This window comes from Arthrobacter sp. 754 (genome assembly GCF_040548695.1).
In the GTDB taxonomy this organism is placed as follows: domain Bacteria; phylum Actinomycetota; class Actinomycetes; order Actinomycetales; family Micrococcaceae; genus Arthrobacter.
This window is the reverse complement of record NZ_JBEPSC010000001.1, coordinates 931636-945301: the sequence shown is the minus strand read 5'-3', so window position 1 is coordinate 945301 and position 13666 is coordinate 931636. Positions and strand designations below refer to the sequence as shown.

The following is a 13666-nucleotide window of genomic DNA, read 5'->3' as shown; positions in this document are numbered from 1 at the left end:
GGGATGCGTAATCGCCGAAAAAATGCCGGAGACGCGAGTCCCCCGCTCACTGACGGAACTCATCATCGAGGCCGGCCACCGGCCCTCACCTGGCATCACAGACGCCACGCGGCTGGCGGCCGCTGCCCAACGGGGTCGGCAGTTCGCCGATGAGAGTACCCGGACGGGGGTCACCAGGTCCACCCTTCTCTGGGCGCTCATGACGGTCGACACAGCGGTTAATGCCGCCCTCACCCGGAGTGGGGTGAACCGCGCCGACCTCGCCGGCATCCTCGCCATTGACGAGGCCGGAAAGCTGCCTGCACGGGAAGATGCTGAGCCCGAGCCTGAACTCGCCCGGGCCGTGGTTGACTACCTGAACCAACTTGCTCCTGATTCCGACGTCGGAACCCCCAGCCTGTCCTGGGCCATCGTATTTTCCGCACAAAACCAGTCCGGGGGCGCGCTCCCGCGGCGCCTCGAAAAGCTGGGGATCGACTACCAGGCCGCATTTGCCGCCCTGGAAGGAATAGGGGCAATCAACCCCTTCGGGCCGAAGGTCGCGGGCCCTGGCCCGAAGCAGGCCAAGGGCTCTGATTCTGAGGCCACTGGCCCCCGCCCGGAGCCGGAAGTCTCCGACAAGACCGGCTGGGTGCACGACGGTCTTGCTGAAAAGGACATGCTGGGACGCGATTATCTGGCCACAACGCTGGCGATGAAGCTCAGGGAGCTCAGGGAAATGCGCACCGGGACATCACCGAAGGGCGAGTCTTTCATGGTCCACATCGATGGTCCGTGGGGGTCGGGCAAGAGCACTCTGTTCAGGTTCCTCAGGAAACAGCTCGAGGCCACCGACGATTTCCTGATCATTGAAATCAACGCCTGGCGCGAGCAGAAGGTGGGGCTCCAGTGGTGGACCTTGCACAACGCCCTCCGTGAGGCAGTGGAGAAAGACGCGATCCGCCTCTCCCATTGGACAGCCCTGGCGTGGGTCCGCGCGAAGGCAACGAGCCGCGCGCATGTCATCCAAACCCGCTTGGTTCCTTTTCTTTCCGCCGTTGCTGTGCTGACCGTGGGACTCTTCGGACTCACGCTGCTGGCGAATCTCGACCTTAAAGCGGGGGCGGAGATGGCTGATTCGATAGGGAAGATCGCTTCCCTCCTGGTGCTGGGAGTGGCGGGCCTGTCCGCGGCTTACCGGTTCCTGCTCCCGGACTCGCACCGCCCGGCGAAGGACTTTGTTTCGGCTGCGACCAACCCCATGGTGGAGGTGAGGCGGCTCTTCGGCAGGACTTTGGGGCGCACGAAAAAATCGGCGGTGTTTCTCATCGACGACCTTGACCGCTGCGAGCCCGAGTACATTGTGGATTTCCTCAGCGTCATCCAGACCCTGGTCCGCGATGCGCGCCAGACAGTGGCCGGCCCGGCTTCCAAGGCTCCACCTCCGGGACCTTATGCGTTCGTCGCTGCTGACGGCCATTGGATCCGAACCAGTTACGAGGCCCACTACAACTCCGCCAGACCCGCCGAAGTGCTTGGCCGGCCGCTCGGCTACCAGTTCCTTGAGAAGATCTTCCAGCTCCAGGTGCGCCTCCCCTCAATATCCGAGGCAACCAAACAGGCCTTCTATGAGTCGTTGCTGAAACTCCAGCCCGGCAGCGATGCAACCGCTGAGGGGCAGGAGAACCTGAAGGCAGAGGTCCTGTCCCGGGTTCGCGACGCAGCGACGGGAGAGGACATCTCCAGGGCGGCCGCGGGCGCCAACCAGCTAACTGACGCCGCACTGCGCCTGGAAGTGCTCGGAACAGCCGCGGTCAGGTTTTCCGAGTCGCTAATCCAGGAGAGCACCCGCCACGCGCTCGCACCCTACGGCAGGTTTTTGGAACCGAACCCGCGGAGCATCAAGCTGTTCGTGAACACTTACAACGTACTGCGTTCCTTACGCATCCTTGAGGGCTTGACCAGCATTCCAATCAGGTCCCTCGCCCTTTGGGCGGTCCTGGAAATCCGTTGGCCCTTGCTTGCCGACCATCTCAGGGCTCACCCCGACGACATCAGCCTCAAAGGGAGCACCGCACTAAAACCACCGAAACCGATACAGGACCTTCTGGGGTCTGCTGAGGTGAAAGCGGTCATTGCAGATCCCGGGCTGGGACCGCTCACTTCGAACGACATCCGTGACTGTACCGGGCGGGCTGCCTCACGACCCTGAGTTATGCCGACTGCACCCCCGGGCACCGCTGCTGTCAGCGCCCTGGCGCGTCCGGCCGCCGGGCGGCGTAGGCAAACAGTGATGTTGTGGCCACGGTGGCAAGGTATCCGGCGATCACAATGAGCGAGATCCCGGCCCAGAAGTAGTTGGTGGTGCTGCCCTCCTGGGCAGGACCCGGCGCGATCTTGGCCAGCGAATACACGGCCACCGCCGCGGACGCGAGCCCGATGGCCACCGGCAAAGTCAGCCAGATCCTGGCCGACCCGATGTGCCTGCCGAAGCCTTCCCACACGTTCCATACCCCGCCGGTGCGGATGATCAGCCAGCCCGCGGGGATCATAAAGGCGCCCACCAGCAGGAAGGCGGCGACGACGTCGGCCGGGCGGTGCCACTGGTTGATCAGCGTGGAAACTCCGGACGCGATTGCGAACGTTCCGCCCACAAACCCGGCCATCGGACGCCAGCGCGGCGAGGACATCAGGAACACCGCAGCCGCCGCCGACGCTGCCAGGGTGGTGTGCCCGGACGGCAGCGAGTTCAGTTCCAGGGTCACCACGCCTTTGTCCGGGCGGGCCGGCAGCACGTCCTTCAGGATCTGCGTGGCTATATTGGCGCCGACGCAGGCCGCCACCGCGATCCCCGCCGCCGTCCAGCGGCGCCGGATCACGGTGACAAACAGGACCACGACGGCGGCCACCACCAGTGAGATGGTGGGCAGCCAGTCGAGGAATTCGGTGGCCGCCTTGCCCGCCGGCCCGTGGATGTCCACGGCTTCAACCAGCGCGGACTCGTCGATGAACTGGCCCGTGGTGGTCTGGACGAAGTAGTAGTACGTGGCGATCAGTCCCACGATGCAGGCCAGCGTGGCGAAGGCGAACATGAAGCCGGAGCCCGGGGCGGGGCGCATCCGGTTCCGGGCCGGGGCCTGTCGTGAAAAGGTCATCGGTTAAGGGTGTCACAGAAACCTTGGACCCGGCTTCACGTGAGCGACGCGGCCAGCTCCTCGATGATTTCGAACTGTTCGCGCACGCCGCCTTCCATGCCGGACTGCGCAATCATGTCCCGGACTTCCCTGCTTCCCGCATCGGTGCGGATCCGCACGGTGGTGCCGCCGCCGTCGGCCTCGTCAAAGGTGACGGTGTTGACCACGCCGCCGTCCTCACTGTCCGGGCCTGCGTCCGGCGTTTCCATGACCTCGGTGTTGACGATCCGCTCATTGGGCACGATCTCCCGGTACCTGCCGTGGAACGCGACCTCGAATTCGCCGTGCGCCACCATGACATACCGCCACGCCCCGCCCACCCGGAAGTCCATGTCCGCCACCGTCATCTCGCCGCGGCGTCCGGCCCACCATTTCCTGACGAGCTCCGGCGTGGTCCAGGCCCGGTACACCAGGTGCCGCGGCGCGTTGACGGTCCGGGTGATCAGGATTTCCTGGTCGCTGGGGAAGGTGACTTCCATGGTGCCGCTGCTTGTCTGTGCCATTGCCCTGCTCCTTACCTATGTGTGCTGCTGGACTTATGTGTCCTGCTGGTTCTCTTCATCCTTGAGGTCCTCCAGCACGTCCTCGAGGAGCTCAAACCGTTCCTCCCAGAGGTGCCGGTAGCTGGCAACCCAGTCATGGATGGGCTTGAGGGCCTGCGGATTCAGCCGGTAGAGCCGCTGCCTGCCCTCGCCGCGCACGTCCACGGCGCCCACCTCGCGGAGCACCCGGAGGTGCCGCGACACGTGCGGCTGGGCCAGGCCGAGGAGCTCCACGAGATCGTTCACCGGGCGCTCACCCTGCGTGAGGGCGTCCAGGATTTCCCGGCGGCGCGGCTCAGCCACCGCATTGAATGCATCTGCCGTTGTCGCTGCCCTTGCCATGCCCAAATTGTATACCCATATTGATATGCATTGGAAGGATTGGGGGTCTTTTGAACCTTCACAAAACCGTGAATCTGAGTAGTGTTCGAAATATGGAAACCATCATCCAGACCGTTGATTTGCACAAGCACTTCGGCAGGGTCCGCGCCCTCGACGGACTCAACCTCGACGTCCGGCGGGGCGAGATCCACGGGTTCCTTGGACCCAACGGCGCCGGCAAGTCCACCACGCTCCGCGTCCTGCTGGGCCTGGCCAGGGCCACCTCCGGCTCCGCCACAGTCCTGGGGCTGGACCCCTGGAACCGGTCCGTGGAACTGCACCGCCGCCTGGCCTACGTCCCCGGCGATGTCCGGCTCTGGCCCAACCTTTCCGGCGGCGAAACCATCGACCTCCTCTCGCGCCTGCGCGGGGGCGCCTCCAACGACGCGGCGTACCAGCAGCGCAAGGCATACCTCTGTGAGGCCTTCGACTTCGACCCGGGCAAGAAAGGCCGCGCCTATTCGAAGGGCAACCGGCAGAAGGTGGCACTGATCGCCGCCCTCGCCACCGACGCCGAGCTGTACCTCCTCGACGAGCCCACGTCCGGCCTTGACCCGCTCATGGAGGCGGTCTTCCGGCGCGAGGTGCTCGCCGCCGTCGAACGCGGGGCCACGGTCCTGCTCTCCAGCCACATCCTCTCCGAGGTGGAGGTGCTCTGCCACCGAGTGAGCATCATCCGCGCCGGCAGGGTGGTGGACGGCGGGACCCTGGACTCGCTGCGCCACCTCACCCGCAGCGAGGTCTCCTTCGCCGCCGACGGAGTGGACACCCGTGCCCTGGGCGAGCTGGGTGCCGTCCATGACCTGACGGCCGACGGCGGCAGGGTCAGGTTCGGTGCCGACTCGGACCGGATCGCTGAGGTGCTTCCGGTCCTTGGCGTCCTCGGCGTCCAGGGACTGATCATCACGCCGCCGTCCCTCGAGGAGCTGTTCCTGCGCCATTACGGCGACACGTCGGTGCGGGCCGGCGGGGATGTGGCCGCGGGGACCGCTGAAGGGGAGGCCGCCGGGGAGCACGCCCGGGAGCACACCCGGCGCCGGCACCTGCTCGGCGCGAGGGGACGCGGCTGAGATGGGCGAACTCCGGATCCTGTGGGGCCAGCGCCTGCGGCGCGACCGCTGGCAGCTCGCCATCTGGGTGCTCGGCATCGGCGCCATGGCGCTGTTCTCCGCAACAGCAATCCATCAGACCTACGGCAATGAGGCGGACCGCGCACAGATCCTGCAGGTCGCCATCGCCACCCCTGCCATCCTGATGCTCCGCGGCCTGGCCCGGGGCGCAAGCCTGGGAGCTTTCACGTTCTTCCAGATCTACTCCTTCCTTGCCCTGCTGGCCGGCCTGATGAGCACCTTCCTCGCCGTCCGCCACTCGCGGGCCGACGAGGAAAGCGGAAGCGCCGAGCTGGTCGCCTCAACCCCGGCCGGCCGCCTGATCCCGGCAGCCGCCACCATCCTGCACGGCACCACCGCCAATGTGCTGGTGGCGCTGTCCGTCTTTGCGGGCTTTTCAGCCGCCGGGCTGGACGCCGCCGGTGCCCTGGTGGCCGGGGCCGCAACGGGCGCGGTCGGCCTGGCCTTCCTGGGCGTCGGCCTCCTGGTGGCCCAGCTGATGGGAACCTCCCGCGGCGCAAACGGCTTCTCCTCGGCGCTGGTTGTCCTGGCCTACATCCTGCGCGGCATCGGGGACGCCACGGGTACGCCCAGCGCCGACGGGACCGTCATGACCGCGGGCGCGGCAAGCTGGTTCTCCCCGATCGGCTGGGGCCAGCAGACATTTGCCTTCACGGGCGAGAGGTGGTGGCCGTTGCTGCTGCCACTGGCGCTCGCCGCCGTCTGCGGGGCCGCTGCCTGGCTGATCCTGAACCGGCGGGACAGCGGCGCGAGCGTGTGGGGGGCGCTTCCGGGCCGGGCCGCGGCGCGCCCAGGGCTGAGCAGCCCCACCGCGCTGGCCCTGCGGCTGCAGACCGGTTCGATCATCGGCTGGTGCATCGGGGGGCTGGCCCTGGGGCTCCTGGCCGGCTCGCTCAGCAGCGCGATCGCGGCCGCGGACAATGTCGGCGGCAATATCACTGCCGCGCTGCGTGCCATGCTCCAGTCCCAGGGCGTGTCCCTGACACAGCTGATGATTTCGGCGATGTTCTCAATCGCCGGGATACTGGCGGCCGCCTGCGGGCTGCAGGCCGTCATCCGGCTGCGCCAGGAAGAGGCAGCCGGCACCGCCGAACTCCTGCTCGCGGCCCCCATCAGCCGGATGCACTGGCTGGTCAGCTACCTGCTGCTGGGCACGGCGTCGGTGCTGCTGGTGATGTTCCTGACGGCGTTCGGAACCTGGGCGTCCCTGGCCGGCTCGGCCGACACGTCCGTCAGCGCGCAGGCTGTGTGGGAGACCGCCGTGGCCCAGCTTCCCGCGGCCCTGATCTACCTCGCCATCCCCGCCCTGGTGTTTGTGCTGTGGCCCTCGGCCACCATCGCGGCGGGGTGGGCGCTGCTGGGGGCTGGCGTGGTGACGGGTATTTTCGGCGGAATGATCGGCCTGGACCAGTCCATCCGGGACCTCTCGCCATTCACCCACACCCCCGTTCCCAGCGGTTCGACGACGGACTGGAGCGGCGCGTGGTGGATGCTCGCGATCGCGGTGGTTGCCGGTGCCGCGGCCGTCATTGGCATGCGGCGGCGGGAAACGGGGACGGCGTGAGGGCCGGCGAGGCCGGGGTTAACGCGGCTGAGGCCAACGCCGGGGTCAATGCGGCTGGGGTCAACGCCGGGGTCAACGAAACGGACGTCAACGCGGCTGGGGTCAACGCCGGGGTCAACAAAACGGACGTCAACGCGGCTGCCGAAAAGGCGGCGGCAGGCTTCGCGGCGGCGGGCTTCCCCAAGATGCCCGCCCGTGCCCTGATGGCCCTGGTCTCGTCCGAGGACGGGAGCCTCACCGCCGCCGAGCTTGCGGACCGGCTGGGCGTGAGCGCGGCCGCGGTGTCGGGGGCCGTGCGGTATCTGCAGACAGTCGGGTTCGTGCAGCGGGTCTCGCAGCCGGGCAGCCGCCGGGATCTGTACGCCCTCCACGACGACGCCTGGTACATCGCCACGATGCGCAAGAGCCCCATCTATCAGAGCCTTGCCGTGCTGACCGATGCGATTGCCGAAGCGCTGCCCGCGGGATCGGCCGCGGGCGCCCGGGTATCGGAAATGGGCCGCTTCTACCGCTTCCTGCACGCCCGGGTTCCCGCCCTCCTCGATGACTGGGAACGCCAGCGAGACAGCGAATCAGCAGGGGCCATGTCCCAAGGAGGAAGGCCATGACCATCATCGACAACGCCGTTTATGTCGACGGGCTTCGGACAGAGGACCCGGAAAGCCTGGACGAGACATACTTCGTCCTTCGCCAGCGCGAAGGGATGGCATGGATCGGCCTGTACCGCCCGGACGCCGGCGAACTGCGGTCCGTCGCCGAGGAGTTCGACCTCAACGCGCTCGCCGTCGAGGACGCCCTGACCGGCCACCAGCGAGCCAAACTGGAGCACTACGGCGAGTGCGTCTTCGTGGTGCTGCGGCCCGCCCGCTACCTGGACGACGTCGAGAAAGTGGACTTCGGCGAGATCCACGTCTTTGTGGGGCCTGACTACGTGGTGACTGTCCGGCATGCCGAATCACCGGACCTGGCCCGGGTCCGCCGCCGGATGGAAGCCATGCCCGAGTTCCTGGCACTCGGGCCGGACGCGGTGCTGTACGCCATCCTGGACCAGGTGGTGGACGAGTACGAACCCGTTGCCGCCGGCCTGGAGAACGATGTTGACGAGATCGAGGACGACCTCTTCGGCGCCGATCCGGACGTGTCCCGCCGGATCTACGAGCTCTCCCGCCAGGTCATCACATTCCAGCGTGCCACCGGTCCGCTCGTCCCCATCCTGCAGGGACTGCTCACCGGGACCCCCGGGCGCCCGCCGGCCGACGAACTGCGGGACCACCTCCGTGACGTCCTGGACCACGCCATCCGGCTGAATGAACGGGTGGCCTCCTTCCGTGCACTGCTGCAGAACGCCCTGGCCGTCAACGCAGCCCTTGTGGCCCAGCGGCAGAACGACGAAATGCGCAAGCTCACCGAATCCAGCTTCTCCCAGAACGAACAGGTCAAACGCATTTCCTCCTGGGCCGCCATCCTCTTCGCGCCCACGCTGGTGGCCTCCATCTACGGGATGAACTTCCACGACATGCCCGAACTCAACTGGCTCTTCGGCTACCCCTTTGCGCTGGGTTTGATGCTGGCCATGGGGGTAACGCTCTACCTGACCTTCAAGCACAACAAGTGGATCTAGGTTGTCCACATAGGCTTCCCGGGGCGGCGTGCGCTGGCCGGGGCGCCGGTACAGTGAACCCATGCCCGCCCTTCCTTTCGCCCTCCCTCCCGCCGGGGAACTGCTGGCCAACGCGCATGTGGTGAGCCTGCCCATGCGGGTGAAATTCCGCGGGATCATGGTGCGCGAGTCACTTCTGCTGCGGGGCCCGCTGGGCTGGGGCGAGTTCTGCCCGTTCCCTGAATACAGCGACGCCGAGGCCTCCCGCTGGCTCGCTGCCGCCATCGAGGCCGGCTGGTCCGGCTTCCCTCCTCCTCTTCGGCCGGTGATTCCCGTCAACGCCACGGTGCCCGCCGTCCCTGCCGGGCGGGTGCCTGAAGTGCTGGCACGCTTCGGCCGCGTGGACGCCGTCAAGGTCAAGGTGGCCGAGCAGGGCCAGACCCTCGACGACGACGCCGCCCGTCTCGCCGCCGTCCGCTCCGCCTTGCCGGACGCCGCCATCCGCGTGGACGCCAACGGTGGCTGGGACGTGCCCGCCGCCGTTGAGGCGCTCACCCGGCTCGCCGCCGTCGGACTCGAATATGCCGAGCAGCCCGTACCCACCATTGACGGCCTGGCCGAGGTCCGCTCGCGGTTGCGGGCCGCGGGCACTCCGGTGCTGATCGCCGCGGACGAGAGCGTCCGCAAGGAATCCGATCCCCTTCGCGTGGCCCGGGCCGGCGCGGCGGATCTCATTGTGGTCAAGGTGGCACCGCTTGGGGGAGTGCGGCGCGCCCTGGACATCGTGGCGCAGGCCGGGCTCCCCGCCGTCGTGAGTTCCGCGCTGGACACCTCCGTGGGCATCCGTGCCGGCCTCGCCCTGGCAGCGGCGCTGCCGGAACTGCCGTATGCGTGCGGCCTGGGAACGGTCTCGCTGTTCACCTCGGACATCACCCTGGACCCGCTGGTGGCCGACGACGGCGCCATCCGCCTCCGCGACGTCGCCGCCGACGCCGGGCTCCTGGAGCAGTACGCCGCCCCGGCCGACCGCCGCGACTGGTGGCTGGACCGCCTCCGTCGCGTCCACGCCCTCCTCGGCTCCACCGCCTAACCCAAGCCCCGCCCCCCGCTCACCCCGCCCCTCACCCCGGGACGCTCTGGCACTTCCTGCACGCTTTCGGCCAACCCTCTGGCACTTCCCGTGCCTTTTCCAGCAACGCTCTTGCATATCCCTGCAGGTCACCGGCCATTAACCGGGATTTCATCTTGCTGACGGCTCCACGTTGGAACGGGCTGACAGGGTGGGCGGGACCCGATCGTCATACTGGAGGCAACCCTTGTCTGAAACGACACCCCGCAAATTCTCCCTGCTGCCCATGCTTGGCCACACCAAGGGCAAGCGCAGCGCCGTCACCTGTGCCCTGAAATGCGACAACGCATGCTCAGGCGACGTCTGCAACACCAGCTCAAACAGCTACTTCCGCGACATCGCGTCCGCCACGATGTCCCGCCGCGCCGCCCTGGGCTTCGGCGCCGCAGGTGCGCTCGCCGTCGTCCTCGGCTCTGCTGTGACGTCCGCGGAACCGGCAGTTGCCGGCGGCCCGGGCCTGGCACCCGCTGCGAAGGAGGGCTTCGGTGCCTCGAAGCTGAAGTTCACGCCGATCGCTCCGGTGGACAAGCGGGTTGACGCTGTTACTGTTCCTGAAGGTTTCACCTGGCAGCCCGTGATCCGCTGGGGTGACCCCATCTTCAACGGCACACCTGACTTTGACATCAACAACCAGACGGCCGCCGCCCAGGAAAAGCAGTTCGGCTACAACAACGACTACTCGGACATTATCGAGATCCCTGACACCAAGGGCCGCCGCGCCGTTCTGTTCGCCAACCACGAGTACACCAACGAGGGAATCATGTTCCCTCCCACGATGCCGGCTGCGCAGATGCGCGCTGTGGGACAGGCCGCGCATGGACTGTCCGTCGTCGAGTTGGAGCGCAAGAACACCACCAAACCGTGGACCTACGTCAAGGGCGCGGCACTGAACCGCCGCTTCCTGAACAGCACAACCTACGAACTGACCGGCCCGGTCGCCGGTTCGCCGCTGGTGAAGACGGCTGACGACAAGGCTGGCCGCTTCATCAAGGGCACTTTGGGCAACTGCTCCGGCGGGACCACCCCGTGGGGCACCATCCTCTCCGGCGAAGAAAACTTCAACGGCTACTTCGTGGCCCCCGGCACCTCTGATTACGACAAGCGCTACGGCCTCACCAGCAAAGCCACCGCGCGCCAGTGGGAAATTGACGAAGCTCGCTTCGACACCCGCAAGCCGGGCTACGAAAACGAAGCCAACCGCTTCGGCTACATCGTCGAAGTCGACCCGTTCGATCCCACTTCCACCCCGAAGAAGCACTCCTCGCTGGGCCGCTTCAAGCACGAGGGCGCCAACGTGATCATTGCCGAGAACGGCAAGGTTGTGGCCTACTCCGGCGACGACGAGCGCTTCGATTACCTCTACAAATTTGTCTCACGGGACTTCTACAAAGAGGGCGACCGCAAACACAACATGACGCTGCTCTCCGCCGGCGACCTGTATGTTGCGAAGTTCACGGGCAACTCTGCTGACTTCAAGGCCGGCGAGGTTCCGGCGGACGGCGCGTTCGATGGCACCGGTCAGTGGCTGCCCCTGGTAGTCAACGGCGAGTCCGCTATTCAGGACATGAGCGTTGAAGAGGTCTTGGTCTACACCCGCGTCGCGGCAGACAAAGTCGGCCCCACCAAGATGGACCGCTGCGAAGACGTCCAGCCGAGCCTGCACACCGGCAAGGTCTACGTCGCGTGTACCAACAACAGCAAGCGCGGCATCGAGGGCAACGTCTTCGCCGACGAGACCAACCCCCGCAACAAGAACAAAGACGGCCACATCGTCGAAATCACCGAGGTCGGCGGCCAGGACTCCACGACGTTTGCCTGGAACCTGCTCATCGTCTGTGGAGATCCCGCCGTCGACAAGTCCACCTACTTCTCGGGCTTCCCGGCGGACAAGGTCTCGCCCATCTCCTGCCCGGACAACCTCGCCTTCGACTCCGTCGGAAACCTGTGGATCTCCACCGACGGCGCGCCCTCCGGCATCGGCAAGGCTGACGGCCTGTTCAAAGTCACACTTGACGGCGCTGAGCGCGGAAACGTGGAGCAGTTCCTGGCCGTCCCGCGTGAAGGCGAAACCTGCGGTCCGATCGTGCACGACGAAGAGCGCACCGTATTCGTCTCCGTCCAGCACCCGGGCGAGGAAGGCTCATTCGCGGCCCAGCGCTCCTACTTCCCGGACTACGTGAAGGAAGGTGCGACGCCGGCAGCGGGCCAGGCCCGCGCTCCCCGTCCGTCCGTGATCCAGGTGTTCCGCACGGACGCATAGGGATCCGCACCAACGCTCTCTCACCTCCCGCAGGTTTTTGACCAACGCTCTCTCACCTTTTGTCCCGTTCGGGGCATTCGGTGGGAGAGCGTTTGGTTTAAGGCGACGGGAAGTGCCAGAGCGTTTGGTTCAAGGCGGCAGGAAGTGCCAGAGGGTCGCGGGGTGGCAGACTGGACCGGTGACTTCCCTGAACTCCCTCGCGGCGGCGAGGCTCGCCGTCGACGCCCTGACCGACGGCGGTATCCAGTACGTGGTGGTCTCGCCCGGCTCCCGCTCCGCCCCCATGGCCTACGCCCTGGCAGAGGCCGAAGCTGCCGGCCGGGTGGAGCTCCTGGTCCGCATCGACGAGCGCAGCGCAGGTTTCACCGCCCTGGGCCTGGCCCTCTCAACCGGCTCCCCGGCGGCCGTCCTCACCACGTCCGGCACCGCCGTCGGGAATCTGATGCCCGCGGTCATGGAGGCAAACCACGCCGCCGTCCCGCTGGTGATCCTGTCAGCTGACCGGCCCGAGGAGCTGCTGGGGACCGGCGCCAACCAGACCACCGTCCAGCTGGACCTGTTTGGCGAGCACGTGCGCTTCGCAACCGACGTTCCTGCCGGCAGCGACCCGGTCCGCGCCGTGGAAACCGCGCTGTCCGCAGCCACCGGCGCCTTCTCCGACCTCGCTCCCGGACCTGTCCAGCTCAACCTCGCGTTCCGCGACCCGCTGGTCCCGGCACCGGGGGAGGGGCTTCCGACGGCGGCCGCCCGTCCGAGGTTCCGCATCGGCACCGACCCCCTCACCACGGACCTGCAGCCCACTGCCGCCACCTTGGAGGAACGGCGCACCGTGGTGCTGGCAGGGCACGACGCCGGGCCGGTCGCCGAGGCGTTCGCGCGCGCCCACGGCCTGCCGCTGCTGGCCGAACCGTCGTCGAACGCGCGCTTCGGGCCCAACGCGGTGGGGCCCTACCGCCTCCTGCTCCAGCACTTCGGCCCTGATTCGGCGATGCCCATCGAGCGGGTGGTCATCTTCGGCCGGCCCACGCTGTCCCGGCCGGTTTCCGCCCTTTTGGAGCGCGCCGACGTCCCGTCCGCCCTGTATCAGCCCGTCCCGGTGGCCTGGTACGAGCAGGGCAGGCGGACCGAGTTGCCGCTGGAAAACCTTGCCGATCTCGCCGAGTTCGCTGGCCGCGGACCGTCCGCCTGGCTGGACACTTGGCTGCTGGCCGGCTCTGCCGCGCAGCACGCACTCGACGGGGTCCTCGCCGCGGAAGTCGATGCGACCGGCCCCGCAGTCGGTTCGCTGGTCTGGAAGCACGCCGGCGGCCAGCTGATGCTCGGATCCTCGAACGGCATCCGCGACGTCGACCTGGCCGGCCTTCCCGCAGCCGCGCCCGCCGCCACCGTCTACGCCAACCGCGGCCTTGCCGGGATCGACGGAACCATCTCCACCGCCACCGGCCTCGCACTCGGCGGCCGGCAGGAAACCACCCTCATGCTGGGCGACGTCACCTTCCTGCACGACGCCGGCGGCCTCCTCCTGGGCTCCGGCGAGGACCAGCCGCAACTCCGGATTGTGGTGCTCAACGATTCCGGCGGCGCCATCTTCAGCCTCCTCGAGCACGGTGCCGTAGAGGAATCCGGACGTTATGCGGACACGGTCGAACGGCTCTTCAGCACCCCCCACACAGTGGACATCGCGGCACTGGCGGCGGCATACGGCGTCGGGCACTGCTCAGTCAGCACGACGGCGGGACTCGCCGAAGCGCTCACCGCACCCGTGACGGGCCGCAGCATCATCGAAGTCCGCACGGACCGCACCGACCTCCGCGCCCTCCATGCCCGGATCAACAAAGCCGTGGCCGCCGCCGTCAACGGAGTCCTGGCGGGCTAGCAGCGCGTCGA

11 protein-coding genes are annotated in these 13666 nt (G+C 67.4%); 8 read left to right on the top strand and 3 right to left on the bottom strand.

What is annotated here, in order from left to right; genetic code table 11:
• Positions 1 to 22: 22 nt before the first annotated feature.
• On the top strand, positions 23 to 2191 hold the full coding sequence (locus tag ABIA70_RS04475) for a KAP family P-loop NTPase fold protein (protein WP_354146354.1): 2169 nt from the start codon (positions 23 to 25) through the stop codon (positions 2189 to 2191).
• Between the two features lie 34 nt (positions 2192 to 2225).
• Here ABIA70_RS04475 and ABIA70_RS04470 read toward each other — a convergent pair whose 3' ends face one another.
• From ABIA70_RS04470 to ABIA70_RS04460, 3 genes are read right to left on the bottom strand one after another with little or no spacing between them, the layout of a single operon-like run.
• Positions 2226 to 3134 (bottom strand): phosphatase PAP2 family protein, encoded by a 909-nt coding sequence (locus tag ABIA70_RS04470; RefSeq protein WP_354146353.1) that lies wholly within the window; start codon positions 3132 to 3134, stop codon positions 2226 to 2228.
• 35 nt (positions 3135 to 3169) lie between these two features.
• Positions 3170 to 3676 (bottom strand): SRPBCC family protein, encoded by a 507-nt coding sequence (locus ABIA70_RS04465; RefSeq protein WP_354146352.1) that lies wholly within the window; start codon positions 3674 to 3676, stop codon positions 3170 to 3172.
• A 33-nt stretch (positions 3677 to 3709) separates the two neighbouring features.
• A complete protein-coding gene (locus tag ABIA70_RS04460) occupies positions 3710 to 4057 on the bottom strand; it encodes an ArsR/SmtB family transcription factor (protein WP_354146351.1) in 348 nt (115 codons plus the stop codon).
• Positions 4058 to 4149: 92 nt separating this feature from the next.
• Between ABIA70_RS04460 and ABIA70_RS04455 the strand changes: the two genes are divergently transcribed.
• The 7 genes from ABIA70_RS04455 (at position 4150) to menD (ending at position 13655) form a co-directional block, all read left to right on the top strand.
• The gene (locus ABIA70_RS04455; RefSeq protein WP_354146350.1) at positions 4150 to 5166 is read left to right on the top strand and encodes an ABC transporter ATP-binding protein; all 1017 of its coding nucleotides are present in this window, start codon (positions 4150 to 4152) and stop codon (positions 5164 to 5166) included.
• Between the two features lies 1 nt (position 5167).
• Positions 5168 to 6790, top strand: a complete 1623-nt coding sequence (locus ABIA70_RS04450) for an ABC transporter permease (RefSeq protein WP_354146349.1) — start codon at positions 5168 to 5170, stop codon at positions 6788 to 6790.
• Positions 6787 to 7398: a GbsR/MarR family transcriptional regulator gene (locus ABIA70_RS04445; protein WP_354146348.1), complete on the top strand. Its 612-nt coding sequence runs from the start codon at positions 6787 to 6789 to the stop codon at positions 7396 to 7398. Before ABIA70_RS04450 ends, ABIA70_RS04445 begins: the two co-directional genes overlap by 4 nt.
• Positions 7395 to 8411, top strand: a complete 1017-nt coding sequence (locus ABIA70_RS04440) for a magnesium and cobalt transport protein CorA (protein ID WP_354146347.1) — start codon at positions 7395 to 7397, stop codon at positions 8409 to 8411. Before ABIA70_RS04445 ends, ABIA70_RS04440 begins: the two co-directional genes overlap by 4 nt.
• A 61-nt stretch (positions 8412 to 8472) precedes the next feature.
• Entirely contained in the window at positions 8473 to 9480 is a 1008-nt protein-coding gene (locus ABIA70_RS04435; protein WP_354146346.1) for an o-succinylbenzoate synthase, read from the top strand.
• 226 nt (positions 9481 to 9706) lie between these two features.
• Entirely contained in the window at positions 9707 to 11779 is a 2073-nt protein-coding gene (locus ABIA70_RS04430) for a PhoX family protein (protein WP_354146345.1), read from the top strand.
• 178 nt (positions 11780 to 11957) lie between these two features.
• On the top strand, positions 11958 to 13655 hold the full coding sequence (gene menD / locus ABIA70_RS04425; RefSeq protein ID WP_354146344.1) for a 2-succinyl-5-enolpyruvyl-6-hydroxy-3-cyclohexene-1-carboxylic-acid synthase: 1698 nt from the start codon (positions 11958 to 11960) through the stop codon (positions 13653 to 13655).
• Positions 13656 to 13666: the final 11 nt, after the last annotated feature.